Origin of the sequence: Clostridium fungisolvens (assembly GCF_014193895.1) — a bacterium.
In the GTDB taxonomy this organism is placed as follows: domain Bacteria; phylum Bacillota; class Clostridia; order Clostridiales; family Clostridiaceae; genus Clostridium_AR; species Clostridium_AR fungisolvens.
Map to the genome: position 1 here is coordinate 2,822,094 of NZ_BLZR01000001.1, position 26,230 is coordinate 2,848,323.

The 26,230-nt window shown below is 32.6% G+C and carries 26 protein-coding genes; 3 read left to right on the forward strand and 23 right to left on the reverse strand.

What is annotated here, in order from left to right; genetic code table 11:
- Positions 1 to 13: 13 nt before the first annotated feature.
- The 13 genes from bsdtw1_RS12345 to bsdtw1_RS12405 all read right to left on the reverse strand — a co-directional run bounded on the left by bsdtw1_RS12345 (position 14) and on the right by bsdtw1_RS12405 (position 12,164).
- A complete protein-coding gene (locus bsdtw1_RS12345) occupies positions 14 to 970 on the reverse strand; it encodes a hypothetical protein (protein WP_183277863.1) in 957 nt (318 codons plus the stop codon).
- Positions 971 to 1,057: 87 nt separating this feature from the next.
- Entirely contained in the window at positions 1,058 to 1,879 is an 822-nt protein-coding gene (locus tag bsdtw1_RS12350; RefSeq protein ID WP_183277864.1) for a PTS system mannose/fructose/sorbose family transporter subunit IID, read from the reverse strand.
- A complete protein-coding gene (locus tag bsdtw1_RS12355; RefSeq protein WP_183277865.1) occupies positions 1,879 to 2,673 on the reverse strand; it encodes a PTS mannose/fructose/sorbose/N-acetylgalactosamine transporter subunit IIC in 795 nt (264 codons plus the stop codon). Before bsdtw1_RS12355 ends, bsdtw1_RS12350 begins: the two co-directional genes overlap by 1 nt.
- Before the next feature lie 34 nt (positions 2,674 to 2,707).
- The gene (locus bsdtw1_RS12360; protein ID WP_183277866.1) at positions 2,708 to 3,202 is read right to left on the reverse strand and encodes a PTS sugar transporter subunit IIB; all 495 of its coding nucleotides are present in this window, start codon (positions 3,200 to 3,202) and stop codon (positions 2,708 to 2,710) included.
- A gap of 17 nt (positions 3,203 to 3,219) precedes the next feature.
- The gene (locus bsdtw1_RS12365) at positions 3,220 to 3,633 is read right to left on the reverse strand and encodes a PTS sugar transporter subunit IIA (protein ID WP_183277867.1); all 414 of its coding nucleotides are present in this window, start codon (positions 3,631 to 3,633) and stop codon (positions 3,220 to 3,222) included.
- Positions 3,634 to 3,748: 115 nt separating this feature from the next.
- Positions 3,749 to 5,752, reverse strand: a complete 2,004-nt coding sequence (locus tag bsdtw1_RS12370; protein ID WP_183277868.1) for a BglG family transcription antiterminator — start codon at positions 5,750 to 5,752, stop codon at positions 3,749 to 3,751.
- A gap of 452 nt (positions 5,753 to 6,204) precedes the next feature.
- Positions 6,205 to 7,605 carry a glycoside hydrolase family 1 protein gene (locus tag bsdtw1_RS12375; RefSeq protein ID WP_183277869.1) on the reverse strand — a complete coding sequence of 467 codons (1,401 nt, stop codon included), beginning with the start codon at positions 7,603 to 7,605 and terminating at the stop codon, positions 6,205 to 6,207.
- A gap of 306 nt (positions 7,606 to 7,911) precedes the next feature.
- Positions 7,912 to 8,652 (reverse strand): DeoR/GlpR family DNA-binding transcription regulator, encoded by a 741-nt coding sequence (locus bsdtw1_RS12380; protein WP_183277870.1) that lies wholly within the window; start codon positions 8,650 to 8,652, stop codon positions 7,912 to 7,914.
- Positions 8,653 to 9,037: 385 nt separating this feature from the next.
- Positions 9,038 to 9,763 (reverse strand): alpha/beta fold hydrolase, encoded by a 726-nt coding sequence (locus tag bsdtw1_RS12385; RefSeq protein ID WP_183277871.1) that lies wholly within the window; start codon positions 9,761 to 9,763, stop codon positions 9,038 to 9,040.
- Positions 9,721 to 10,374 (reverse strand): TetR/AcrR family transcriptional regulator, encoded by a 654-nt coding sequence (locus bsdtw1_RS12390; protein ID WP_183277872.1) that lies wholly within the window; start codon positions 10,372 to 10,374, stop codon positions 9,721 to 9,723. The genes bsdtw1_RS12385 and bsdtw1_RS12390 overlap by 43 nt, the downstream gene beginning before the upstream one ends.
- A gap of 170 nt (positions 10,375 to 10,544) precedes the next feature.
- Positions 10,545 to 10,868 carry a thioredoxin family protein gene (locus tag bsdtw1_RS12395; protein ID WP_183277873.1) on the reverse strand — a complete coding sequence of 108 codons (324 nt, stop codon included), beginning with the start codon at positions 10,866 to 10,868 and terminating at the stop codon, positions 10,545 to 10,547.
- Between the two features lie 23 nt (positions 10,869 to 10,891).
- Entirely contained in the window at positions 10,892 to 11,263 is a 372-nt protein-coding gene (locus bsdtw1_RS12400) for an iron chaperone (RefSeq protein WP_183277874.1), read from the reverse strand.
- Positions 11,264 to 11,306: 43 nt separating this feature from the next.
- Positions 11,307 to 12,164 (reverse strand): helix-turn-helix domain-containing protein, encoded by an 858-nt coding sequence (locus bsdtw1_RS12405; protein WP_183277875.1) that lies wholly within the window; start codon positions 12,162 to 12,164, stop codon positions 11,307 to 11,309.
- A 243-nt stretch (positions 12,165 to 12,407) separates the two neighbouring features.
- Here bsdtw1_RS12405 and bsdtw1_RS12410 point away from each other — a divergent pair, with 243 nt between their 5' ends.
- Positions 12,408 to 13,562 carry an epoxide hydrolase family protein gene (locus bsdtw1_RS12410; protein WP_183277876.1) on the forward strand — a complete coding sequence of 385 codons (1,155 nt, stop codon included), beginning with the start codon at positions 12,408 to 12,410 and terminating at the stop codon, positions 13,560 to 13,562.
- Between the two features lie 75 nt (positions 13,563 to 13,637).
- On the opposite strand, the gene bsdtw1_RS12415 is transcribed toward bsdtw1_RS12410, so the two are convergent.
- The 3 genes from bsdtw1_RS12415 to bsdtw1_RS12425 all read right to left on the reverse strand — a co-directional run bounded on the left by bsdtw1_RS12415 (position 13,638) and on the right by bsdtw1_RS12425 (position 17,569).
- Positions 13,638 to 15,959, reverse strand: coding sequence for a putative bifunctional diguanylate cyclase/phosphodiesterase (locus bsdtw1_RS12415; RefSeq protein ID WP_183277877.1), 2,322 nt, complete (start codon positions 15,957 to 15,959; stop codon positions 13,638 to 13,640).
- Positions 15,960 to 16,384: 425 nt separating this feature from the next.
- Positions 16,385 to 17,143, reverse strand: coding sequence for a SagB/ThcOx family dehydrogenase (locus tag bsdtw1_RS12420; protein WP_183277878.1), 759 nt, complete (start codon positions 17,141 to 17,143; stop codon positions 16,385 to 16,387).
- 132 nt (positions 17,144 to 17,275) lie between these two features.
- A complete protein-coding gene (locus bsdtw1_RS12425; RefSeq protein WP_183277879.1) occupies positions 17,276 to 17,569 on the reverse strand; it encodes a hypothetical protein in 294 nt (97 codons plus the stop codon).
- A 280-nt stretch (positions 17,570 to 17,849) separates the two neighbouring features.
- Here bsdtw1_RS12425 and bsdtw1_RS12430 point away from each other — a divergent pair, with 280 nt between their 5' ends.
- Positions 17,850 to 18,437, forward strand: a complete 588-nt coding sequence (locus bsdtw1_RS12430) for a sigma-70 family RNA polymerase sigma factor (protein ID WP_183277880.1) — start codon at positions 17,850 to 17,852, stop codon at positions 18,435 to 18,437.
- Between the two features lie 309 nt (positions 18,438 to 18,746).
- Complete coding sequence (locus tag bsdtw1_RS12435) at positions 18,747 to 19,172, forward strand: deoxycytidylate deaminase (protein WP_228731196.1); 426 nt, start codon at positions 18,747 to 18,749, stop codon at positions 19,170 to 19,172.
- Between the two features lie 107 nt (positions 19,173 to 19,279).
- Here bsdtw1_RS12435 and bsdtw1_RS12440 read toward each other — a convergent pair whose 3' ends face one another.
- The 7 genes from bsdtw1_RS12440 to bsdtw1_RS12470 all read right to left on the reverse strand — a co-directional run bounded on the left by bsdtw1_RS12440 (position 19,280) and on the right by bsdtw1_RS12470 (position 26,009).
- On the reverse strand, positions 19,280 to 20,260 hold the full coding sequence (locus bsdtw1_RS12440) for an aldo/keto reductase (RefSeq protein WP_183277881.1): 981 nt from the start codon (positions 20,258 to 20,260) through the stop codon (positions 19,280 to 19,282).
- Positions 20,261 to 20,435: 175 nt separating this feature from the next.
- Entirely contained in the window at positions 20,436 to 21,638 is a 1,203-nt protein-coding gene (locus bsdtw1_RS12445) for an MFS transporter (protein ID WP_205245284.1), read from the reverse strand.
- A 207-nt stretch (positions 21,639 to 21,845) separates the two neighbouring features.
- Positions 21,846 to 23,171, reverse strand: coding sequence for an MATE family efflux transporter (locus bsdtw1_RS12450; RefSeq protein WP_183277882.1), 1,326 nt, complete (start codon positions 23,169 to 23,171; stop codon positions 21,846 to 21,848).
- A gap of 8 nt (positions 23,172 to 23,179) precedes the next feature.
- Positions 23,180 to 23,761 carry a histidine phosphatase family protein gene (locus tag bsdtw1_RS12455; protein WP_183277883.1) on the reverse strand — a complete coding sequence of 194 codons (582 nt, stop codon included), beginning with the start codon at positions 23,759 to 23,761 and terminating at the stop codon, positions 23,180 to 23,182.
- Between the two features lie 15 nt (positions 23,762 to 23,776).
- Positions 23,777 to 24,121, reverse strand: coding sequence for a MerR family transcriptional regulator (locus bsdtw1_RS12460; protein WP_183277884.1), 345 nt, complete (start codon positions 24,119 to 24,121; stop codon positions 23,777 to 23,779).
- A 47-nt stretch (positions 24,122 to 24,168) separates the two neighbouring features.
- The gene (locus bsdtw1_RS12465; RefSeq protein WP_183277885.1) at positions 24,169 to 24,981 is read right to left on the reverse strand and encodes an MBL fold metallo-hydrolase; all 813 of its coding nucleotides are present in this window, start codon (positions 24,979 to 24,981) and stop codon (positions 24,169 to 24,171) included.
- Between the two features lie 146 nt (positions 24,982 to 25,127).
- Positions 25,128 to 26,009 carry a LysR family transcriptional regulator gene (locus bsdtw1_RS12470; protein WP_183277886.1) on the reverse strand — a complete coding sequence of 294 codons (882 nt, stop codon included), beginning with the start codon at positions 26,007 to 26,009 and terminating at the stop codon, positions 25,128 to 25,130.
- Between the last annotated feature and the right edge of the window lie 221 nt (positions 26,010 to 26,230).

Here is a 26,230-nt window from a genome sequence, read left to right on the forward strand (position 1 = left end):
TCCTTTCACCAAGTTATTGCACGTGACTTATTGCACATTTTTTCACCTCAACTAAAAAGGCCCCTAACCCTTTCTCTATGCTTTCTAATCTTTTGATATCCAATTGATAATCTTTTCTTGAGCGGGTGTTTTTTACAGCTAATTGTTCATTAATTATTTCACCATTTGTTAAAACTAGCATGTTAGTAGAAAACTTCAGCATTGTTTCTTCATATCGTTCAGGCTTATATGTTTTATTAATGATATTCAAAGGTTTCAAATGATAAATAAGTTGATCTGCTGTTTCTTTCATTTTTTCATTATGCGCACAAACTAGGTAAGTTCCATAAGCTAAGCAGTCTAAATAAAGTATCAATTTTCTACTGTTTTTCAGCTCTTTTTTTAGAAGTTTTAAGCCTTCGTAAGAGTTTATATTTTGATCTAACAGCACAAAAGCTATATCATTGTTACCTTTCAATTCTTCTGCTAGTTTTCCTATTAATGCAACACTAGCACTGCTGCGATTAAAATTAACTTTATTTGCAGAACCCTGCATTAGTTTATAAGCGATAAAGCCTAAAATCCCGCAAAGTAGTGAAACTATAATTTTACCTATAGATGAAAAAGTATTGAAAGGCGACACCAAAAAATAAATCGCACTAAAGCACAATCCCATTAACACAAATTGTAAAACTAGATTTATATTTTCTTGTGCCAAGTTCTTTTTTATATTAAAGGGATAATAAAGATAATTAGGTAACAAAACACTACTTGGAGTATCATAAGCACATACTACTACCACATTAGCTTTATCAAGCTCCCCAATAACCATATTTGTAACTGACTTCAATTTGCTTTTATTATTTTGGTAGCTTATTTCATAATCTAAGTTTTGAAAATATTGATGTGTCTCAGAAAGGAATATTTTCTTTTGCTTAAATGTATATCTTTTTGATAATGTCACTCCAAATAACATCATTAAATCTTTCAATACTCTCATCCCCTCTATAAAAAATTATTAAAGTAGTAAAGTTAAGGCCATGAAGCCACAGCTTCACAGCCCTATTCCACTAAACTTTTACCAAAAAACGCCTAAGAATGCTCCTACCATAGCTAAAACAAAAATACCAAGTATCAATTGTGTAGGACGAGCTCCTTTTTTAATGAGCTTAACTAATACAAAAAGCAATATTAAACCGAGCAATCCAGGGAATATGGAATTGATAACATCTTGAATTACAACAGAGGTCTTTCCTATACTTAGTGTCCACTTAAAAGGAACATCTACCATTTGAGCCGTCATTGCACCTACCATAGTTAACCCTAAAACAGAAGCTGCTTTTGTCAAACAATTCATTAATCCAGAATTATAAACTGAATCAATAAAAGATGTACCAACTGTATACCCCCAATTTATGAATAAGTATTTTACTACTGACTGACTCACTCCATATAACAAGATAAAGATGAACATACCTAAAATACTGCCTTGTGAACAAAGGCCAATTCCAATACCTGCAGCTATAATACGTAAACAGTTAAAGAATAAGGAATCAAACATACCAGCTGTTGGACCCATTAGCGCTGCCTTTATACTGTCAATTGTTTTACCATCAATTGAATTATTCTCTTTATGTTCTCTTTCCATGGCATAAGTTAATCCAGCAATAAATGAAAACGGTACTGCGTGAGTATTAAAGAAACTTTGATGTCGTAAATACGCTTCTTTTTTACCTTCTGGATCATTTTTATAAATGGCTTCAATTGCAGGTTGCATTGTTAGAGTAAGTCCATTTGCCTCCATTTTAACCATATTAAATGTTGCAAACACAAGGTGTGAACGAAGAAACATTGACTTTAGAATTTTCTTTTCATCTTGAGATAATACTTTCTTATCCATTAAAAGAAATCCTCCTCTTCAACCTTATTAGCTGCTTTAGCCATCATCAAATTTTTCAAGTCTATATTACGTTTTTCTGCTAAGAATAATGTAATTGCGATAATTGCTCCTATTATTGCTATTGGAAGAGTAGCAAGTTTCAAGTACTTAACCAATACATATCCTAAGAAGAAGAAATATCCAACTTCTTTAGACCATATCATAGAGGTAAGAATTGCAAATCCAACTGCAAGCATCATGCTTGAAGCAGCTGTTAAACCAGCCATAACTTGATGAGGAAGTACAGCTAAAAATGAGTTAAGTCCTTCAACTCCAAATGCTACAGCTACAAATAAAACTATTGTATTGACTAAAGGCATTAAAGCATTAACACCAAATACTTGAATCATAAATTTTTTAGGTGATGCTTCAACCGCTAACTTTTCCCAATAAGCTGCTAAAGAGGCCCACAATGGTGTGAAAATGTTAGCAAACGATGCCATAACTGCACCTATAGGAAGTGCTAATGCAAGTCCGGCTTCTACATTAGATCCAGTCAAAACTGTATATGCAACAGCAATAACACTTGAGGTTGTTGCATCTGCCGGTATGGAGCCACCGATTGCTGAAATACCCATGAATATGGATTCAAGAGCCGCCCCCATTATAATTCCAGTATGAAAATCACCTAAAATAAGTCCTGTTATTGGTGCCACAACGATTGGACGATTCAAACATTGCCAGCTTAAAAAGAATGGATCAAGTAGCGAAATGATATAATACGCGATACAAATTTGAAGAGCAGCATGTACCATATTTTCAATCCCCCTTAATTATATTTTTGATAAATTATAAACCTAATGAATTTTTGAGTTTTTCTGGTATATCTTCTGGTGTGGTTTGATAGACACATTCAACATTTGTTTCCATTACCTTTTCAAGAATTTTCACTTCAGAATCATAAGCATAAAGATTACTACGGTATGTTTTCCTAGGTTCATCTCCTTGTTTAGAAGCAACTCGTCCATAGTTACCAATATTAATCAGAGGAATATCATGAACTTGCTGAACAACTGCCAATAGATCGTTTGGATTGCTAACAATAACAAGAATCTTAAGCTTCTCGCATCTAGGATCTTGCAAAAGTTTAATTCCATCTTTAACGGATTTAATAGCAACCTTTACAGTAGCTGGGGCAGCCATCATAAGAGATTTCTGAATAATAGGATTACCTGCAGCTTCATCACTAAGTACAACAATTCGATCCACTTCAGTATGTCGAGACCACTTAATAGCAACTTGTCCATGAATCATTCGTTCATCAAGTCTCACTAATTTAATCATTTTATTACCTCCTTTTTCTAGAAAAAATCATTTTCTTCTTCACTGATAGTTGAATCATTATTAACTAAACAGAGCATAGATCGACTTTGTTCAATAATTTCTTTAATCTCACTTTCGCTGATAGGATAATCCCTAAGAGCTAGTTCGATAACTAATGGTAGATTGACTCCTGTTATAAGTATAGTGTTTGGTTTATTTAGATATAGACACATAGCTTGGTTAACACTGCCACCATAAAGATCCGACAACAATAGCACTTGATCATTTTGCCCTACAGCTTCATAAAATTCGTCCAATTTATCTTGTACTTTGTTTTCATCAAGATATGCATCAAAAATAGTTACATTTTTGCTATTTCCAAGTAGAATATCCAGTGAACTTTTTATTCCACTTGCCATTCTCCCATGTGATGATAAGAATATTTTCAACATATAATTTCCCTCCTTAAAGCTTAAGCGTCACCCATTACCTATATCATAGCTCATTCGAAATATAGTTCCACGTAAACTTTTTCACAGCAAAAAGGGAAATGAATTATCATTTCCCTTATACTAGTGAAATCATCTCAGAGTTTAGTCCTTTTCTTACAATATCAATTATATTATCTAATTTTTCACTTTCAGTGAGTAAATAGATAGTTTCTCTATCAATAACAAGCTGATGAGACAACTGTTCAATAAACTTAAACGCCTTAATTGAATGGTTAAAATCTACCGATAAAACTATAATGTGCGAAATTTCTTCGCCATTAATATTTTTTATTTCATTTAGTTGATAAATTTCAAATATATTATGATCTACATATTGATGATTGATAAATAGGATACAAGTCTTATTATAAATTGATTTAATCACACATTCATTGAGTTCATATTCTATATTATGAATAAACTTAGATTCCTTACCATGTTTAAAACTGATTAGATTAATAAATGATTCCATTGATTCAAAGTTAAAATCTCTAAACACAAAGTTTTTATTGAAGTTGAAGAATTCTAGAAATTGTTTAAGCTGATAACCTTGTAATATTACCTTATTATACAATTCTTGAAGTTGGTTATCAGTTGGTATAAGTTCTATTAAAACAAAAGTCCAATCGTATTTATAGCTAAAATATGGATAATTTAAGGCTACAGCATCATAATCATCATATTTTAGTGCCCTCATCTCATAAAGCTCATATAAATCCAATTTCGCAAAATATTTTTCACTATATTTATTGATAATACTATTCTTAATGGAACGCGCTACTTCTATACCATGCATACTGCAAATAATCATCCTAATTGGACTATAATCATATTTTACTTTGCTTATAATTATATAAATTCTGTATGCAATAATTAAATGAGAAGCAAAAGAATTCTTAGTATTATATTGCTCATTCAATAATTCAATTGCACTATAAGAAAGTTTAATACTTAATGGTGATAAACGAACCGAATCATTAAATAACACGGAAGATTTCATATCATTCTTCTCGCAGTTTAGCTTAATTTTTAATATAATTGGAATCAAACCAGTTAAAAAGATTTTCTTATCCCATTCACAATTAAAAAATTCAATTGAATATTCTTGCCTTATCCTTTCTGATATTTTTTCTAGCTGAGTCAATGCTTCAAAGTACACTTCACCATAATCGCCTGCTAAGTCAGAAGTGCTATCAATGTCTGCCCATATTAAAAGGAAAACTTCTAAAGCTAAAATTTCATTCTCGTCTACATCGTATCCCCCATATTTTTTCAGCTCATCAATTATGTCACAGGCAATTTTATACTGCTTAAAGGATTTAAGCAGTACCTTCTTCTCAGGATTAAAACTTATATAATATTTTGCTTTATAACGATTTCTTAATAATATTAGATATCTTGCTATTCGTTGAGTATAATCATCCATAATGTGGCAACTTGACTCTCTTAAAACTTTTAAGAAGCTGTGCCTGATGTCATTACGCACATCATCTTCACACTCAAAGTAATTCATTAATTGAGTATGATTAAACATTAGAACTGCTTTGTGATAATAAATTTCAAAAAGCATTAACATACATAGCCGTTTATCAAATTCAGATCCTTTAATGCGGCTTCCAAATCCAGGCTTCGTTTCAAATCCTAAATTAAATGATTCTAAAACTTTCCTAGCCTCTTTAATCTCATTTTTAATTGAGCTTCTTGACAAATATAGTTCATAGGCTATATCATCAAGCTTCACGTATCCATCTTGAGCAATTATTTTTCTTAAGATATCATTGCTACGCTTTTCAGAGGATAAGTCACTTAAACTAGAATCATACGCAAAATGTATAACTAACTGCTCAACAATAGCTTGAATTTTATCACTATCAAAAACTTCAATCCAATAGCCACTTCCTCTTCGTGACTTTATCACTGCACCGTTATCTAAGGCAAAATCCCTAACCTGTTTAATATCACTTTTAATAGTTCGTTCAGTTACCCCAATTCTCTTAGCAAGCTCACAAGAACTTAACTCTTCACTAGAAGTTGCTATTAAATAAAATATTTTTAAAACACGCTTTTTTTCAACATTCATATAAAATCGCCCCCACTACCTGAACTACTTAAAATATCCTAGATATTCAACTCGGATTTCTTATTCTTTATAATGGTTAAAAACCGCAATTATTCTTGTTTTTTAATATCCTTATTAAATTCAACATTACTCATTAAAATCCTTTTTTACCATTATTTATGCTAACTTTAATATATCACTACAATTAATTGTTATATTAAATAATGAGGATTTATCATGACACTAAATGTAAAATAATAAAAAGTTTTTTATATTTTGTTTAGAAGGCACTATCATGGAGTTCAGAAAAATTTTTCACAGAAAAAGCAAATTATAAGGACCGAACCCTATTAAGTATAGGATTCAGTCCTCTAAAACAGCTTAATTAAATTTTCTCTAACTTATTATGTCCAGTCTAAAAATTACATCCATTAAAACTTTTCAACACTGACCTTACTGAGATTTAAAATCTACTAAGCCAAGTCTTCTCCATTGCTTTCAATAACTTTTTTATACCAGTAGAATGAATCCTTACGGCTACGTGCAAAAGTTCCATTTCCTTCATCATCTACATCAATGTAAATCATGCCATATCGCTTTTTCATTTCTCCTGTTCCTGCGCTTACTATATCAATGCAACCCCAAGTAGTGTAACCTAATAGTGGAATTCCATCTATCTCTACTGCTTTTTTCATTTCTTCAATATGCGCTCTTAAGTAATCAATTCTATATGGATCATGAATGCTTCCATCCTCTTCTACAGTATCTGTAGCACCTAGCCCATTTTCAACTATCATAAGCGGTTTTTGGTATCTATCATATAAAAGATTTAATGCATGACGTAAACCCTTTGGATCAATTGTCCAACCCCAATCGCTCTTTTGAAGATGTGGATTTTGATAACCAGTGTCTAAACTTCCGCACTCCATAGCCAATTTAGTATTTTTTCCTGCAACTAAAGTGAAATAGTAACTAAAGGATATGAAGTCAACGGTACCATCTTTTAATATTTCTTCGTCACCAGCTTCTTTGCTAAGTACAAGATTACTTCTTTCAAACTCTTTTACTTTATATGCTGGATAATATCCTCTGCACATAACATCACAGTAAAACAGCATCTTGTTCATAAATTCTGTATTAGCTTCTATATCTTCAGGATCACAGGAATTTGGATATGAGAATAATCCACCGTACATCATTCCAATTTTAAATTCTGGATCAATTTCATGTCCAAGTTTTACAGCCTTTGCACTAGCTAAAAATTGATGGTAAGCTGCCTGCATTTTGGATTGTTCATCATCCTCCAGAACTCCTCCTGACATCCATGGATTCATAGACATACAGTTGATTTCGTTAAAGGTTAGCCAATATTTTACCTTACCTTTATATCTGTTGAAAATTGTTTCACAGTACTTTACAAATAGATCTACAGATTTTCTGCTTGTCCAAGAACCATGCTTTTCCGTTAATGCTAAAGGAGTTTCATAATGTGATATTGTAACTACTGGCTCAATACCATATTTTCTGCACTCATCAAATACTTCATCATAATGCTTTAATCCAGCTTCGTTTGGAGTTTCATCATCAACATTTGGGAATATACGCGCCCAGTTGATTGACATACGGTATGCCTTAAAGCCCATTTCTGCAAATAATGCAATATCCTCTTTAAAATGTCCATAGTGATCTACTGCCTTATGGCTTGGATAATACAATCCTTCTTTAACTTCTCTTGTATTAATTCTTTCTTTAGTAGCACTACCTGCTGTCATGACATCAGAAGTATTTAACCCCTTACCATCTGTAATATAAGCACCTTCGCATTGATTGGCTGCAGTTGCTCCACCCCATAAAAATCCTTTTGGAAATGTCATTTTCAATTCCTTCTTTCTATATAAAATCATTTATTGTTAATAGTATGGTTTTATACTATCATTTTTGGTTCATTTTTTCAATAATTCAGTTCACATTCTGAATTTTCTAAATAAGAAAATCCAAAACCTCTATAATTTTTTTCGCATTTTGAACTTATTAGATAACAAAAAATCCGCTAAAGCTACCTTCTTTAGCGGATTCTTTTGCACATATGTCTTTCCGAATGTACATGAGTGAAATGCGTCTGGTGAATAAATTCTATCTTTTTACTGTACAAACTATAAAGCTATCCTAAGTCATTTACATCACTCTGCGTAAATTATATTTAGTTTATCACTTTCAAAATCAACCTTCCTATCAGTTATAACCGTAGCTTCTGTAAGCTCTCCATAGGAGTAGAATTTTCTTAGATTAAACTTTGAGGAATCTGCAAGTACATAGCACTTATGGGAAGCTTTAATTACAGCCTTTTTTATTTCTCCGTCAAAAGATACCACTGTGGTAAAACCTTTTTCAGCATCAATTCCTATAGTACCAAGAAAGCATGTATCAAAATTCATCATGCTGATCTTCTTTTCAGTATCCTCACCTAATATAATATTATCTGAAGGCTTTGCATACCCACCAAGGACATAGGTATTGATTCCTTTTTCAAAAAGCTTTTGAATATGCAGTATTCCATTAGTTACTATTGTGACATCCTTTGCCGTAATATAATCAATCAAGTAATAGCAGGTTGAGCCTGAATCGATAAACACAAAATCATTGTCCTTAATTAGTGATGCTGCCAATTTTGCTATTTTAATTTTTTCTTCTTTATTTTTCTCAAAGGCTTCCTTCAGTGTCATGGAAAAATCAACTTCTTGCTCTATTATCTCTACTCCACCTCTAGTTCTTTTAACTAACTTTAGTTCTTCTAGTTCAATAAGGCCTCTCCTCACTGTGGATTTTGACATATTAAACTTATCCATTATCTCTTGAATTGTTGCAGCTTTGTTTCGCCTCAAATAATCCATTACCTTATTCCATTTATCTGAAACTATCATTTAAATATCCATCCTCTTACATCTCAAATTGTTCAAAAAAGTTATAAATCGGTTCATATTATGAATAAAATATTAGCATTTAGCATATTTATTGTCAATAAAGTACTGATGTTTTTGAAGTTATTTTATATATAATTGGGCTAAGCTTATATCCTTTATTTTACATTTAAGGATATGCACGTTCAATTTCATCACTAATGCCCTCTCTACAACACAACTTTAGAAAGTTTTTATCAAGTCATAACTCTTGGGATCCTTCCTATGAGAATAGATATTTTTTTAAGATAGAAGTAATCATAAATGATGCAAATTAGAAGATTAACACCACTAAGCAAAAAATTCATGATATATGATCATTATTTTGTGAGGGATATATCGATATGCTTTAAATAAAATCTAAAAGTATTGGGTTTATAACATCAGCCTTTCTTAGAGGAAAATCATGATTTGCATTATCTAAGAATATTGTTTTGCAGTTAGGATTTCTTTTGCCAAGCTCCTCAATGGAGGTTTTCATTTCCTTAATTTCCTTTTTGCCGCATACAGCCAGCATAGGTATATTTACATTAGGATAATTGGTATTATCATCTAATAAAATACGATTCTTAAACCATGCTGTATACTGCTCTGGAGTTATCTTTTTTGAATACTCAACCATAAAATCTTCCTGCTGTTTTGTATAGTGCCAGTATTTTGCTTGGAGCCTTATGAGCCAGCTAAATTTCAGTGTAAAACTTGAATACTTTGAGATTTTTACATACTTATCAATAGACTTTTGTGTAGAGCATACCCAGGCACTTAAAAATACTGCCTTATCAAACAAATATTCATATTGTGATACCATTGCCACTGCAAGTTCACCACCAAGAGAATGGCCAATTAGCGTAACCTTATCCTTGCCCAGTCCTTTTATAAGCTCAGCCAAAGCCTTTATAGTCTTTTCAGGTTCATAGATTTCCTCCACTTCTTTGCCACTTCCGTAAAGATGGGGAACAACCAAATGGTACTTGTCCTGAAAACAATATTGATTGCAAAAGGTATCTGTAGCAGCTGCTCCATGCAGAAATATTATTGTGTGGTTTTCCCTATTTCCGTATTCATCGTAGTACATGCGAACTCCTCCTTATAGAAATTTTGTTTATACATCTCCAATATCTTTGAAAACTCTAAGTCTATTTCGTCTATGGTTTTATTTGAGTTTAAGGCATTTCTCATAAAACCATCTGCACACCATTGCAGTGATTGGAAAAGCAGAGGAATATCCACTCCTTCTCTAAACTTTTTTCTATCTATCTTCTCAAAAAAATTGTTGTAGTTATTATTAATCAAAGGTTCTGAAAATCTAGCTATGTCCTCTATGACCTCTTCATCACTTTCTTTGTACACTTTAACTATAAATTCATATATATATCTATACTTTTTCATCAATTTGCATTTTAGCCTCTGGGACTTCATGATTATTTCGAAAAAATCTCGTTCCTCTACACTTCTGTTTTCATCAATCTCTTTAAGCGACAACTTCACGCAGTATTCATATAGAAAAAGATACAGTTCCTTTTTATTCTTAAAGTAATAAAACAAAAGGCCTTTTGACATTCCAGCTTCCCTTGCTATTTCAAGAGTGGATGTCTGATAATAGCTTGCCTTTGAAAAAACCTTAAGCGCACTATTTATAATCTGATTTTGCCTTTCCTGAGGCAGCTTAAAAAATTTCTCATTCATAGGATACCTCCATGTCCATTAACCAAAACGGTCAATGGATTATATTGTCATATTACTTCCATTGACCGTTTTAAACAAGACCCTTTTGAAAATATCGAAAAAAATAAAAAACTCATCAGAATTTTGTCTGACAAGCTTTAATAACATTAAAAATATACAATCAAAATCACCTAAAACAACATATCATAATATCTCTTAATAGTATGTTCTAGTTCTAGTAAATTAACATTTCTTCCAACTCTCATCACTTCTTTGCCATCAACATAAAGTATAGCTAAAGGAAAGGAAAAAACATTATGCTGTGCTGCTAATTCTATTTGTTCTTCACCATTAATATCAATGAGCTTTACCTTAGAATAAACTTCTAATATATCTTGAACCTTACTTCTAATAACATCACAAGCTCCACAAACCTTATTGCTAAAATATAAGATCACCATTTCATTATTACTGATTATATTTTTAATTTCTTCATTGTTATTTGCTATTAACATCGATTATCGTCTCCTTAAACTTACTATTTTCTCCAAAAGGTTGAACACTCTATCTTATCCGCAATATTAAATTCAATCATTTTATCAAGTAAGGAAAAGTCAACTGCACTATCCCACGGTATACGTATAAGTTCCTTACTATGGCTATAGCCAGCCTGCAGAATCTCATCAGAAAAATGATTAAGACATGCTTTTTCAGGTGAAACAGCCAAATGGTGCTTTGCTACGCTAAACCCAATGATAAAGGTTCCGTGATCTGTAAACATAGGCTGACCCCATGCAATTCTTCTTCCTAAACTGGGGAATTTCTTATTTATCCAAACTAAAATTTCTTCAACTCTTGCTCTATTCTCAGGGTTATCGATACAAGCTAAATATTCCTGAAATACTTCCATGTTATTTCCTCCTAATTGAATTAAATTATTTTTTATTTAATTATTAGTGCTGATAATAAGCAAACTCACGGGATTCCTTCCTAAACTCAGTTGGAGTCATCCCTCTTTTAGCAGTAAATTGTTTTATAAAATAGGTATCATATTCAAATCCAGTAGCCCGTGCTATTTCGTTTAAGCTCATATCTGTGTGAGTCAAAAGACTCTCTGCAACCTTCAATCGATATGTAAGTAGATATCCCATTGCTGTAAATCCAGTTAAATCCTTAAACATCTTATTTAATGACACTCGATTTATATGTGCACAGCTTATTAAGTCCTCTAAACTTATTTTATCACTGTAATTTGTGTGTATATATTCTAAAACTAAATCAACAGGTGACTGTTCACTATGGCTATTTAACTCTTCAAGTAGACCTAATATTTGTATTAAGTACTTTTTTATTCTACACACCCAAAGTGGATCACTCTGTGCATATACTTCTGTTCCCATTATAAAGAACCACTCATATAATTTGGGATAAGCTTTCTCCGTTACAGCAAATACACCAGTACCTACATCATCTTTCTTAAAAAGAGAAAGACCTGTCTCTATCTTTAAAGAATTTGACATATAGCCCTTTTCTTCTGAAAAATATGCTGTATTGAAGAAATCAGGATGAAAGCAAAAGGACTGTGCAGCGATCTTATTTTTTTCTATTACTTCTACTCTATCATCCTTGGACAAACAAAGTATGGTTGGAGCAGAAATTTTTATCGGGTAATCATTTAGCTTTATATTCATACTTCCGCTTGTGATAAAAACTATAGTAAAGCGCTCCTTATGTGGAATCTCAGCAAAATCTTCTTTTGCAATAAATTCGATATATACAGCTCTATTCTTGTATGTATCCATTTGAGGCATAAATATTCCTCCATTATAGAGTTCCTAGCTCAACAATTAATTTATACATAGAAACTCTTTACAAATAGTATAGTTCAAAGTTTCATTTATCTCATTGTATCATAATTTATAAATGATAAACTATTGTTACACACTAATGAATGTTATGAACAAAGGTTTTCTATAATCTAATACTCAGTAGTAATATGCATAACTCAATAAACCTATTAGGCTTAACTATACGCTAACGAAAGGATGATATTTATGTCTATTGAAAATTTCAATATTAAGGTATCTGATGAAGTACTTGAGGATTTAAAATACAGACTAGATCACGCCCGCTTTCCAGAACAGTTAGAAGGGTTACATTGGGAACGTGGAACCGATATAGATTATCTAAAATCTCTAGTTTCCTACTGGAGGTATGAATTTGATTGGCGAGCTCAAGAAGAAGAATTAAACCGTTTTTCTCATTTTCACTGTGAGGTGGATGGAATAGATATTCACTTTATTCATGAGCGCGGCAAGGGACCAAATCCTATCCCAATTATCTTAACTCATGGATGGCCTGATAGTTTTCTAAGGTACAAAAAGCTTATTCCTATGCTTACTGACCCAGCTAGTCATGGCGGTGATCCAGAGGACTCTTTTGATGTAATTATCCCTTCACTACCTGGTTTTGGTTTCTCCAGCAAACCTCTCCATAGTGGTATGAACAATTGCGAGGTTTCTGAGCTTTTTGCAAAGCTAATGACTGAAAAGCTTGGTTATAGCAGGTTTGCTGCTGCAGGTGGAGATGTTGGTTCCGGTGTTACAAGATATCTAGCCTTTAACCATCCTGAGCTTTTAATAGCAATACATCTAACAGATATAGGTATAATTAAGGATCTCATATCTTCAAGGAATGAAGAAAAGCTTTCACAGGAAGAACTAAATTACAAGAAGAATGCCTCTTCATGGATTTCTAATGAAGGAGCTTATATGTCTATTCAATCCACAAAACCTCAAACTCTTGCCTGCGGACTTTCTGACTCACCAGTAGGTTTAGCAGCTTGGATTATTGAAAAGTTTCGTGCTTGGAGCCACTGCGAAGGTGATTTAAGTAAAAGCTTTAGCAAGGATGAACTACTTACAAATATAATGATCTATTGGGTCACAAATACCATAGGATCATCTGCAAATATATATTACGAAAATGTTCATTCTCTGTCACCACTAGGACCTATAGAGGTGCCAACAGGCTTAGCTCTTTTCCCTGTAGATATTCTTTTACCTCCTAGAGAGTGGGCTGAGAAAAACTTAAATATCACAAAGTGGACTACAGTAGCTAGAGGCGGACATTTTACTGCTATGGAAGAACCTGAGTTACTAGCTAAAGAACTAAGGGAATTCTTTAAAGCCTATAGAAATAAAAAGTAAACTTAAATAAGTCTACAAGAATCAATAAAGACCTCTAATTAACATGCACTTAACTGTTAACTAAAGGTCTTTAATTTATACTTTCTCTATTACTTTTTCTTTCTTAATCCACTTTTCTTCAATATCACCTGCTGGCATTGGTTTTGCAAAATAGTAGCCCTGAATTTCATCACAGTCTAATTTTTGCAAGCACTCCCACTGTTCTTTGGTTTCTACTCCTTCAGCAATTACCTTGTTACCTTTCATCTTTGCAACAGAGATAACCATTTGGATAATAGCTTTAGAATAAATATCACTTTCTACATTATCAATTAGTTCCTTAGCTATTTTTATTCGATCAGCAGGAAGATTTTTAAGATAATATAAAGAGGAATAGCCTGTCCCAAAATCGTCTATAGCTATAGAAACCCCAAGTCTTTTTAATTCATTTAAAGTTTCTTGTATATTAATGCTATTTTCAATCTGTTGGGTTTCCGTTATCTCCACTTCAAATAATTCTGGTTTAACATCATATTTTTTAAGTATAGCTTCTAATCTATCAACAAAATCCACTTCCACTAACTGTTTTGATGATACATTTACAGCTATTCTGTAATCATGACCAGTTTTTTCTTTCCATAAAGCGTACTGCTTGGCTGCATTTTCAATAATCCAGTAGCCTAAGGGCACGATTATACCAGTTTCTTCAGCTAAAGGAATAAAGTCTAGAGGTGGAATAAAATTAGTACCATCTTCAAACCAGCGTATCAGCGCTTCAAAACCAGATAAAGTCCCATCCTTGCAATAAACCTGTGGTTGATAGTATAGAACAAATTCTTTATCAAATACTACCTTTTTAAGCTTAACCTCAATCTTATGTCTATTATCAGTTATTTTTCCAATCTTGTCACTATAACTTTGAACCCTATTGAATCCTTTGTCACGTGCCTGCATCATTGCAATATCAGCGTTTTTCACTAAATTATTTTGATCTAAAGTATCACGAGGATAACAGGAAATCCCAATACTTAAAGTAACCCTTATTCCATGATTATCTACAAAAAACAACTCATTGCATCGGTCTATAATCTCCATTGCAACTTTTTCGGAAGCTGCCTCTGCCTCACAACCTTTTATCATTATTGCAAAGGCATCATCTCCATAGGTAGCAATAAAACCATCATTTTTAATAGCTATCTGATAAAGAACTTCAGATACATTTTTCAAAAGTTTTTCAGCAGTGTCTTTACCATATAAATATTTAATTGATTTTGATTTATTCAGTTCAATATACAGCAATGAGATTAGTTCATCCTGCTTAAGATATTTTAAGCTTTTTGACAACCTAACTTCGAAATATCTTCTACTATATAACCCTGTAACAAAATCAGTATTGTGCAGCTTAGTAATCTCCGCTGTTCTTTCCTTTACCTTTTTCTCTAATTCAAGTACATTCTTTTTTTCTAATTCCAATAATTTCTCCTGAAAAAGGCTTTTCTGAGTAAAATTAATAAGTATATAGTAAATTAGAAGGGCTGTCACTAGCAATACAAAATACTCAATTTCACTTCTTTTAAAAACAAGAACTAATATTGGAGAAGCTAATATAAATATTTCCACGCCTAGCTTACAGCTTACTCTGTTTTTAGTCTGGCTAATGATTAAATCTAGCTTTTCCTTCTTTGCTTTAACCTTTAAAATCGCAGAAATTGCCATCAAGCTAAATGCAACCATGTATGCACCATCAATCCATGAGTTCGCTTTATAATCTAAATAATAATAAATGTAATAATAGATAAAATCAGTAACAACAAAAATGAGTGTACCAGCTACCAAAATTCTATGATGAAATGGCGGCTTTATCATCCTTGTTGAAAAGGCCCAGACATTAATCCACGCATATATGACAACATCAATAATCAATGACACCATTGATATTTTATCATTCAAAAGCAATATTACTTTACCATTATTTTGATCAAATACAAATAGCCATAGAAGTACCGCCATACTTATCGAAACAATTATAGCATCTAACATAGCTTGTATCTTATTCATCTTCTTTAAATCTTCATGTACTGCAACTGATGTTGCTAAAAACATAAAAATATTTGACAACGAATATCCATAAACAGTAATGAAGTTTTCCTCAGGATTGGTATGGAGTATCAAGGTCTGGATTCCCCACCAAATATCACATAAAAACCAGGAAAAAGAAGCTAAGGTAAGCATAACTCCAAGCCACTTTAAAATCGATATTTCCTGCTTCTTAACAAAACCATAAAAAATAGCGCATGTAATAATAAACATCAGGACAGGCGATAACAAATCTCCAATCATATTATTATTTGTAATTATGGCATATGAATACAACAAATAAACTAAGGTTAATACAGTTATAAAAATCTTTTTTTTCACATTATCACCCTCCTTTTAGATATTAAAATCCTTAAGGAAATATTATCTTCATCTTATTTCCATTGTAACACAAATTCCCCCTTATTTCTTTTCAGAATTACAACGTTTTCTCCCCTTTATTGTCTAAATTCTTAGGTTTTCCTCCAGTATCTGTAGCAAGGTATTCCATTCTAAATTTGAACATTCTAATACCTCCCCATTCTATATTATTCGTCATAATTGTTACCATCTTTAATTAATTTCAACGCAAAGGCTTAAATTATCGCTTTTTAATGTAACATAATTTGGTAAAAACTCGTGTTATACTCTAACTGTAAAAAATAAAACTGATGCAAATGAACTAAAATAATTCATTTTCCATCAGCTTTTCTTTTCTGAATATTAAGTTACCATATTATAAATACAATGCCTCTAGCTTTTGATATCTATACCTTACCAACTGCTGCCAGGTAGATTACAAATTCATCTTCTCCATCTAGTCCTAGCATATTATCAATTAACTTTTGATCATATATCCCAATTGCACAGGTTCCACATTTTACTGCCTCACTGGCAATGTAAAGATTTTGGCAAACATGCCCCACATCTATTAATATCTTTTTATGGGCAGTTATGTCAAACTTCCATTCGGCTCTATAAGGTATTGTACTCCACACAAATAGCACAGCACTTTTTGATGCAAAGTTTGGAGCAAATGGCTGCCTTGGAGTTGCTTTATCTATTTTACTACTCATTTCATTTATTTCATACATAAATAATAGTTTATGTCCTATAGGAATATATCTATATATACCTTTAGTAAGTCCTTGTACATTATTTACAATAAGATAGGTTTCAAAGGTATGGGATGCCCCTCCTGATGGTACAGTTCTTAAGCTTGCTGTATCATTTCCAATAAGCTTCTGAACCCCTTGTGTAGACCATAATAGGAAAGAAAGTTCTTCTAAACTAATGCTTTCTTCTGAATACTTTCTTACACTTCTCCTATCTTCTATACATTCTAGTACATTAGGTTTTACAAGTACATCCTTACTTGGCTTAGGCAGGTCTATAAGCTTAGCATTCTCATCATATTCCTTCTGAAGAGGAGCCTTAGATAATTTTTTCTGTGCATCTGTCTTTATTTCATCAAGAACCTCAAAATTAGCTTTTAAAAAATCCCTGTTTTTCTCATATCGTCCCATTATTGCACTTCCTTTACTCTAAATTCATCTATAATTATACTTGTGTTATTTATAAAATGCCGTAACATTAATCACCTTACAGGCATTCTAATATTATTTATATAAGGAGCGCAAAGACCTTTTTATTAAAATCTACTTTAATACATGGGATATGAAAGCAATTATAATTCCTATAAGAATACCAATATCTACAGGAATACTTTTGTCTCCTTTGTCCTTTTTGAGTAGCGATAAGACTTTTCCAATTATAATAAAAACAAATGCTATTCCTATGGATATTTTACTAAAAGTTGAACTAAAAGGAACATCAGTAATAACAACTATAGCTGCTGGAATTAGGATAATTACCAAAGCTAATAAATAAAATATCCAACTTATATTTTTACACTTTATAAATAATATTAAATCCAATTTATTAAATTTCATATTGCCACAACCTTTTCAATATAGATATCCCAGTCACTGTGAACTGAAAGATTAAAGCTTCTTTGCTGTAAATAAAAACCTATTCTCTATTTAACTATAAATTCCAGCAGAAAACAACCTCCATATATCTTTTATTTTTTAACTATATTCTTACATTTTTCTTAAATTACTCCATTACATCTTCCATATATGGACTATATGCTTTAATATCTTATATAACAGCTGTTAAGAAAAAATTTTTTATTTAATAATCAAATAATATTAATGGAGGTCAAGGTTTATGGATTATGATCAAATAGAACAATTAGTTCTTGCAGCTAAGGCTGGTGAGTTAAAAGCAAAAGAAAGGCTAATGGTGGAGTTTACACCATTAATTAAAAAGTTATCAAAAAAATCTATCATTCATGGTTACGAGAGAGAAGATTTACAAAATGAATGTTATAAAACCTTGTTAAAGTGTATTTTCCAATATAACTGTGAGGCCCATAGGTTTATAGGCTATGCAACAAGTGCTATTAAAAATAATATGAATAACTTAATTAAGATCTCTATTAAAAGATCTTCTTCAGAGGGACCAAAAGCTCTAATAATGGATGAAAAAATGGAGAACCAACTTGTAGAAGATAATGAGCACTTTGAAGATAGGATATGTGATCAAGCATACAATAGAAGTGTAAAAGGTTTTATTAGTGAACTAAATAATACTGACAAAGAGATTATTAACTTTGTTTTCTTTGAAGAAAAGCAATTAAGAGATTATTCAGCTCTTAAGGAGCTTCCATATACCACCATTGTAAACAGAAAAAATACTGCCTTGAAAAATCTTAAAAAAATTATGGATAAGCATTCCGCTCAATATATAAACTAAAAGCCTGAAGTGCATAACTTCAGGCTTTTCTTCTTTAATTAGCTTTAATAATTTATAATTATAAGTACTTATTTAAATCTTCTAATGATTCTAAGTCAAATATTTCTATAGCAATAGTACAGTAAATTTTTATATTGAATACTTTTTAAAAATAAAAAAATATAACTTTTTAACAATTTACGCATATAATCAGGGTTTCAATAGAATTTATTTAACAAGTAATGCCATTGACCTGAACCTACTGATAATTTATTATTAATTTTATAATAAGTACAGTTCAATTAGTTAAAATCATGGAGGTGAATTATTTTGGAATCGAGACAATCATGGGATGATTATTTTATGGATATAGCAGAAAAGGTAGCCACTCGTTCTACTTGTGACAGGGCTAATGTAGGATGTGTTATTGTTAATAAGGACAAGCGTATTTGCTCCACAGGATACAATGCCTCCCTTTCAGGTCACCCACATTGCGACGATATAGGCCATACCATGCGAGATGGACACTGTATCGCAACTGTCCATGCTGAAATAAATGCAATAACCTATTGTGCTAAAGAAGGTATAGCGTTAAAAGATTGTGTTGCCTATGTAACACATTTTCCATGCTTAAATTGTTCCTTTGCATTGGCAGCTTCTGGTATAAAAAAGATTTATTATAGGAATGCATATCGCATGGATGAATTTTCTCTAGAGATATTTAAAAGAAGCGGCATTGAGCTTGAGCAAGTATAAAATTAATACATAAATAGTTTTAAACTGTTTTATTATAAAGGAGTACATATCTTCTTAACCTATAGTAAAAAAATATCGCACCTGCTTTTTAGGCAAGTGCGATATTTTTAATTATGTCCAACTATTACATGTGGTACATATGGTTCTTCCAAGTACGCAATTTCTTCAGGTGTCAGCTTAACTGAAATAGCACCCACTGCATCTTCAAGCTGAGATATTTTTGTGGCACCTATAATAGGAGCTGTTACTGGCGCTTTATGAAGTAACCAAGCAAGGGCTACATGTATACGAAGAATTCCTCGTTTTTCTGCAATCTCCGCAACCCTGTCTACTACTAATTTATCTGCACTGGCAGTAGAATCATATTTTGATCTAGCAACATTATCTGTTTCTAAACGTTTTGTAGTTTCCGACCAATCACGTATCAGCCTTCCTGATGCCATTGGGCTGTATGGAGTAACTGCTATTTTTTCTTCCCTGCAAAGAGGCAGCATCTCCCTCTCCTCTTCTCGGTATATAAGGTTATAGTGATTTTGCATAGATACAAAACGAGTCCATCCATGTTTTTCAGCTACATGGAGTGCCTTTTGGAACTGCCATGCATACATAGCTGAAGCCCCTATATATCTTGCTTTACCTGATTTCACAACGTCGTGCAATGCTTCCATTGTCTCTTCTATAGGAGTATTGTAGTCCCAACGGTGGATAATATATAAATCTACATAATCCGTACCAAGACGTTTAAGACTATTATCAATCTCGCTCAATATTGCTTTTCTTGAAAGTCCAGAGCCATTTGGTCCTTCATGCATTTTTCCATGTACCTTTGTAGCTATAACAACTTCATCTCGATTTGCAAAATCCTTTAATGCTTTTCCAATAATCTCTTCACTTCTTCCTATTGAATACACATTGGCAGTATCAAAGAAGTTTATGCCTAAATCAAGTGCCTTCTTAATTATAGGGCGGCTGTTATCCTCATCAAGTACCCATTTATGAATCCATTTTTCTGTGTCCCCAAAGCTCATACAGCCAAGACAAAGCTTTGACACATCCATACCAGTGTTTCCAAGTTTAATATATTCCATATTCATAATCCTCACTTTCTAAGTTTTTTATTAATGCTTTTATTTTTCGAAATCTTTATACCATTTGAGACAATGCAACCTCTAAATCATTTATAATATTATCTATTGGTACTTTTAAAACCATCATCATATGTGAAATCTACTTATCAAAACTAGATAAATCGTCGTTTTCCAATTATTCTAGATCAAATTCTTCATTACTTAATGTTGTCATTGAGGATAGGCTTGTATTTCCAAATGCTGCCAATGCTACACAGGCTGCTAGTACAACAGCAATAGCACCAACCAAGCTTATTGCAATTATGGAGAACCCTCTAAGTACAATTCCTCCAATTCCGGCACCTGCTGCAAAACCAAACTGTACAAAAGTACTATTAAGACTTAACATTATACCAGATGCTTCTGGAGCGACTGATATTAAATTAAAATTGAAAGTCGGTCCACAGATCCATGCTGCTATAGCCCAAATAATTAGCAATGGACATATTAACGCTATCGTTTTAGGAACAATTGATATTAAAATTAATGCAACAGCTTGTATAGCCATACCTCCTACTAGAGTACTTCTAGCCCCTAGACGATCTGCAAAAAATCCACCAAGCTTTGCCCCCACCACACTTGCTATTCCTAATCCCATCAGTATTATGCTCATCTTCCCTTCAATTAATGGCAACAAGCCGATTAAAAACGGAGTTATATAGCTATATACTACTGAGTAGCTTATAAACATGAAAAACGCTGCACCAAGATACATGGCTATTCTTGGATTTTTTAGATAGGCCAATTGGTTACCAAGTGGGATAGGTGCTTCAGCTTTAGAAGCTGGAATATACATTATTGCAGCTACCATTGCCAAAATAATAAAAAATCCTATTGCCCAAAATATGCTCTTCCAACCATATGCATTTGCTACAACACGGCCTATAGGAACACCTATTACCAGTGATGCACTAGATCCCATTGATAGGTTTGACATTGCTCTTGCCAAACGTTCTGGTGGAGTCAGCTTTGCAACTATTGAATATGCACTTATTCCGTAAACTCCCATTCCAATACCAAGCAGTATACGAGAAACCATCAAAAAGCCAAAACCTGGAATGGCTACTGTTGAAAATGTGCTTATTAATATGGCAGTGAGTCCTATAAGTAGTCGCTTACGTCCATCCATCTTTGCAGTGATCATAATAATAACCGGCGTACCTATAGCACCAGCTAAAGAGAATGCAGTGCCAAGTTGTCCTGCTGTAGATATTGGTACTCCTACTGATACTGCAATTTTATCTAGTATTCCTCCAATTACAAACTGCAATGTGCCCGATAAAAAACTTATAAAAGTTAATAAGTAAATTTTCCATGTGTTGCTTATCCTATTATCCATTTTCTCTTATTTCCTCCCTACATTTAGGTTGAGATAACCTATCCCCAATATCATTGCTAACATAAATCCTTTCTTGAAAATTGTGATAAATTTAATCTATCACCTTCGTGTAGCACGAAGTCAAGAAATTTTAGTAAATTTAACAGTCTCTCAATTAGTTTGTAGGTGTAAAATATCTGAAATATTTAAATATTTCATTATTATTAATTATATAACCTTAAACTCTTTCCACCTGCCACTCTTAAATCTAATAATATATATGCCAGAACGAAGCATCCAGTCAAAACCCATAGCTACCCAAATTCCTATAACTCCCATCTTAAATACAATTCCAAGAGTATAGCCGAGAGCTATACGCAAAATAAACATTGATCCAATGGAAACTATCATGGTAAAGCGTACGTCTCCTGCAGCACGTAACCCGTTTGGAAGAGTAAAAGCAAGTGGCCACAAAAAGATTGCAAAGCAATTATGAATCACTACAAGAATATAAGTTAGATGACGAACTTCTGGAGACAAGGTATATAAGCTTAAAATTATAGGAAGCAATGAAATCTGAGCCAAGCTAATGACAAGTGTTCCTATATAGCTGACCTTTGTAAGCCTCTCATTGTAGTAAGAAGCTTGTTCATAATCACCTGCACCTACACATTGACCAACTACCGTTACTATGGCAAGATTCATGGCTGTTGCAAAGCTGATGGCTATACCAACCAAGCTATTGGTTATACCATTTGCAGCAATTTGAGCTGTACCAAACAGTGCAATAATACTAACAAGGAGAACACGACCTAATTGGACAATACCATTTTCTAATCCATTAGGCACAGCAATATTTAGGATTCTTTTTATCATGCTCCCCTGCCATGAAAAAATCTCAGAGAAACGGATAAATATCTCATTGTTTTTATTTAAGGATAGGTACATCATAATAACTGCGGCAATACCTCTAGCGATAAGTGCTGCAAGTGCAATCCCCACCACTCCTGCATGGAACACAAAAATGCCAATAGCATTTAAAACTACGTTGGTCACATTCATAACAATAGAAATAATCATAGGAATACGAGAATTACCCATTGAACGAAACAATGCAGCGCAGGAATTGTACACAGCTAAAAATGGGTAGGATAATCCTGAAATAATAAAATAGATAACGGCTGCTGTCATAACATCCTTGTCCACTCTACCAAAAAGGACATTTAAAAGTGGTTTATTAAGTATAAGAACAACTAGCATGATACCAGTAGAAATAACTGTTGTGATGGTTATTAATTGACTTGCAGCAAAACACGCTTGTTCCTTTTGTTTACGCCCAATATACTGTGAAACTACCACTGCTCCTCCAGTAGCAAGCGCAGCCAGCACATTTATGAGTAGCATGTTTATCATATCTATTAAAGATACTCCGGAAACCGCCGCTTCTCCTGCATAAGAAACCATCATTGTTCCAATTATACTGACAGTAATTATTAAAATTTGGTCCATAAAGAGAGGTATAATTAATTTTTTAAGTGCTTTATTTGAAAACATATAACACCTCAGCTTTCACAATGTCTAATAACTTCTCTTAATTTAAATTGATTGTTTTCATATTCATATACAAAAATACAACAGTTTGTAAATCCCTTTTCCAATTCCTCCATAGGATCTTGAAGTGCTCTTAGAAAATTGAAGCAAGCTCCACTGTGTGACACTGCTAGGACACTATAATGATCTTCCTTCTCCATTATCTCAGTTAGGGTTTTAATCATTCTATCTCTTACAGTATTTGAGGATTCACCTCCATATGGCAAATAAAATGTTTCACATTCTTTAGGAGTTTTGGGATTTAAATCTTCACTTTCACCTTCAAAAGTACCGTAATACATCTCTTTCAAACCCTTCACTCTAGTGTAAAGTATATTGTTTTCAGTTACTATCTCCAAGGTATCAACACATCTTTCAGATGTAGAACAATAGGCATGATCAAATATTATATTGTTAGCCTTAAAATATTTTCCTGCAGTTTTTGCTTGTTCTATGCCCTTTTCAGTAAGTGGAGAATCAGACCATCCCTGAATCTTTCGTCGTAAGTTAAAAAGAGTTTGTCCATGTCTCATTAAATATAATGTTTTTGCCATTTTATTACCTCGATATTAATTATTTTTTATCTTGTACATTAGATAGTCCAAAGAATCTAGGTTCTTATTTTTACGGTGTATTTCATCCAATAGTTTCTGCCTCTGCTGTTTCAATATAAAAACTCTTTCTTCATTTGAATTTTCACCCAGCTTTGCTAATTCCATGTATTTCAATATCAATTCATTACTAAGTCCTGCATTTTTCAAGGTAATAATCATGCTAAGATGTTTAATATCTTTATCTTCATATTCTCTAATCCCATTGATTCTTTTCACATGATCAAATAATCCTATTTTTTCATAATATCTTAATGTTGGAATAGAAATATTGAACTTTTCACTTACTTCTTTGATCTTCAATCTCATACCTCCCTTTAAAAATGTCAAACCTTATTTCAATGTCTTTTTCAATTTAATCTAGTAAGAGTAAAAGCCTCACCAGGTGCAAGCACATAAATTCGTTCTGGATTTTCGACATGTCCATATAAATCATTTGGATCAGCATTGAATGCATCCATATATGGAGCATCTACACTCCCCCAGTGAGAAAGTAATAATGGTGTGCTAGGATAAGCATTTGCCAATCTTACAGCTCCTTGAAGTCCAATATGCCATGAATTATTAGAAAAATCAAAAATAATAGCATCTGGAATTGGCATTTCTAGATGTTCAGGTAGTAGTCGAGAATCACCTGGAAGCCATATATTTCCGTCAGGAGTTTCTAACCAAAAACCGCAATAGTCTTCAAATTTAAACACTCGAGCATATTTCTTTTTTTCATTTTGCCAAGCATGATCCGCAGGTGTTAAAGTAACTTTAATAGTTCCTACTTCAAAAGCTTCTCCAATATCATGTCCAAATCCAGACAACTTTTCTTCATTCATTAATTCCGATACATAATGTGGAGCGTGGTATTCCTTACATACATTAGCAAGTTTCTTACAAGTAACTCTACTAAAATGGTCATTATCACAATGAGTCACAAATACCCCATCTAAATGAGGCACATTTTCAGATAAAATTGGCATATCTATAAGCAGAGGCAAATCGAACCCTTCTAAAAGAGGATCAATCATAATACAAGTTCCTTTACTATTAATGAATGTTCCTGCATTTCCGAGCCAGCGAATAACAGTCTTATCTGAAGTCTCGAATGCTTCCGCTCCAAATGTTTGTGTTTTCGGCGCACGAGCTTGATTTTTCTTTTCTGATTTACTCATATATATCCCCTCACTTTACTTTAAAACTTAGCTATATTTAAATTTTTATACTTTTATATATAATAAAAAAATGTAGGTCCCCATCTGGTTACCTACATCATATCTTAAACAATCAAGCATGTCTAATACCTATTTTACATCTTTGATTATGCCTTTAAGGCATTTATAATCTTTTCAATAAATTTTGTTGTGGCAGTAGAAAATACTTGATGTTTTTTCCATACTATAACCGTTCCTGTTTCTAGTCTAGGATAGAAAGGTTTAAAGCACAGATTGGTTTCATCATTTACGTTAACTAATTTATCGAAACATATGGCATACCCTAGTCCTTCTTCAACCATAATTGCAGCATTATAAATAAGGTTGTAAGTTGCAATGATGTTAAGTTTTTCATATTGTTCACCAAACCAGTTTTCAATTTCATTTTGAACAATAGACCGCTTAGTATTTATAATTGACATATTAGTAAGGTCTTTCGATTTTATATACTCCTTTTCAGCCAAAGGACTGTCTTTTGGCATGAGAACTCCCCATGTTTCCTTATTAGGAAGCCTTATAAAATCATATTTTTCAATATTAACAGGCTCCATCAATAAGCCTATATCAATTAGACCTTTATCAATTTTTTCTTTAACATCATCTGCATTACCGCTATATATATTATACTTTACCTGCGGATACTCTTTGTTGAACTTCTTGATTAACCTTGCAAGTACATGCATAGCATGAGTTTCACCGGCACCTATAAATATTTCACCGCCAATAAGGTTATCCTGTTCAATGAACTCTCTTTCTGTCCTGTCAGCTAAATCCACAATTTCTTCAGCTCTTCTTCTTAGCAGCATTCCTTCATCCGTAAGAGTTATCTTAGTTTTTCCTCTTATAAATAATTGAACTCTTAATTCCTCTTCTAGCTGCATCAACTGACGAGATAAGGTTGGCTGAGTAATATGAAGGATTTCTGCGGCTTTAGTAATACTTTCTTCCCTTGCCACTGTTAAAAAATATCTTAAAACTCGTATCTCCATCTTTATTTCTCCATATATGTTTATAAGTCAAATTTACTTTTATTAATATTATAGCTTTTTTACAGGTAATTTAAAATAAAACTCTATTTAAGAATATTGTTGAAATTAAATGATGCTTTAACAACACCTAATATGAAATGGAATACATGAACTTCGAAATTATATTTCTTTTCTTAAATATAATACACAAGCGTATTAGTGCCATCAGAGTAAATAATCGC

What these genes read in the sequence shown, in the direction of transcription:
- bsdtw1_RS12350 (WP_183277864.1), bottom strand. Translation starts at nt 1,879, where the DNA reads ATGGATAAGAAAGTATTATCTCAAGATGAAAAGAAAATTCTAAAGTCA.
- bsdtw1_RS12355 (WP_183277865.1), bottom strand. Translation starts at nt 2,673, where the DNA reads ATGGTACATGCTGCTCTTCAAATTTGTATCGCGTATTATATCATTTCG.
- bsdtw1_RS12360 (WP_183277866.1), bottom strand. Translation starts at nt 3,202, where the DNA reads ATGATTAAATTAGTGAGACTTGATGAACGAATGATTCATGGACAAGTT.
- bsdtw1_RS12365 (WP_183277867.1), bottom strand. Translation starts at nt 3,633, where the DNA reads ATGTTGAAAATATTCTTATCATCACATGGGAGAATGGCAAGTGGAATA.
- bsdtw1_RS12370 (WP_183277868.1), bottom strand. Translation starts at nt 5,752, where the DNA reads ATGAATGTTGAAAAAAAGCGTGTTTTAAAAATATTTTATTTAATAGCA.
- bsdtw1_RS12375 (WP_183277869.1), bottom strand. Translation starts at nt 7,605, where the DNA reads ATGACATTTCCAAAAGGATTTTTATGGGGTGGAGCAACTGCAGCCAAT.
- bsdtw1_RS12380 (WP_183277870.1), bottom strand. Translation starts at nt 8,652, where the DNA reads ATGATAGTTTCAGATAAATGGAATAAGGTAATGGATTATTTGAGGCGA.
- bsdtw1_RS12385 (WP_183277871.1), bottom strand. Translation starts at nt 9,763, where the DNA reads ATGTACTACGATGAATACGGAAATAGGGAAAACCACACAATAATATTT.
- bsdtw1_RS12390 (WP_183277872.1), bottom strand. Translation starts at nt 10,374, where the DNA reads ATGAATGAGAAATTTTTTAAGCTGCCTCAGGAAAGGCAAAATCAGATT.
- bsdtw1_RS12395 (WP_183277873.1), bottom strand. Translation starts at nt 10,868, where the DNA reads ATGTTAATAGCAAATAACAATGAAGAAATTAAAAATATAATCAGTAAT.
- bsdtw1_RS12400 (WP_183277874.1), bottom strand. Translation starts at nt 11,263, where the DNA reads ATGGAAGTATTTCAGGAATATTTAGCTTGTATCGATAACCCTGAGAAT.
- bsdtw1_RS12405 (WP_183277875.1), bottom strand. Translation starts at nt 12,164, where the DNA reads ATGCCTCAAATGGATACATACAAGAATAGAGCTGTATATATCGAATTT.
- bsdtw1_RS12410 (WP_183277876.1), top strand. Translation starts at nt 12,408, where the DNA reads ATGTCTATTGAAAATTTCAATATTAAGGTATCTGATGAAGTACTTGAG.
- bsdtw1_RS12420 (WP_183277878.1), bottom strand. Translation starts at nt 17,143, where the DNA reads ATGGGACGATATGAGAAAAACAGGGATTTTTTAAAAGCTAATTTTGAG.
- bsdtw1_RS12425 (WP_183277879.1), bottom strand. Translation starts at nt 17,569, where the DNA reads ATGAAATTTAATAAATTGGATTTAATATTATTTATAAAGTGTAAAAAT.
- bsdtw1_RS12430 (WP_183277880.1), top strand. Translation starts at nt 17,850, where the DNA reads ATGGATTATGATCAAATAGAACAATTAGTTCTTGCAGCTAAGGCTGGT.
- bsdtw1_RS12440 (WP_183277881.1), bottom strand. Translation starts at nt 20,260, where the DNA reads ATGGAATATATTAAACTTGGAAACACTGGTATGGATGTGTCAAAGCTT.
- bsdtw1_RS12445 (WP_205245284.1), bottom strand. Translation starts at nt 21,638, where the DNA reads ATGGATAATAGGATAAGCAACACATGGAAAATTTACTTATTAACTTTT.
- bsdtw1_RS12450 (WP_183277882.1), bottom strand. Translation starts at nt 23,171, where the DNA reads ATGTTTTCAAATAAAGCACTTAAAAAATTAATTATACCTCTCTTTATG.
- bsdtw1_RS12455 (WP_183277883.1), bottom strand. Translation starts at nt 23,761, where the DNA reads ATGGCAAAAACATTATATTTAATGAGACATGGACAAACTCTTTTTAAC.
- bsdtw1_RS12465 (WP_183277885.1), bottom strand. Translation starts at nt 24,981, where the DNA reads ATGAGTAAATCAGAAAAGAAAAATCAAGCTCGTGCGCCGAAAACACAA.
- bsdtw1_RS12470 (WP_183277886.1), bottom strand. Translation starts at nt 26,009, where the DNA reads ATGGAGATACGAGTTTTAAGATATTTTTTAACAGTGGCAAGGGAAGAA.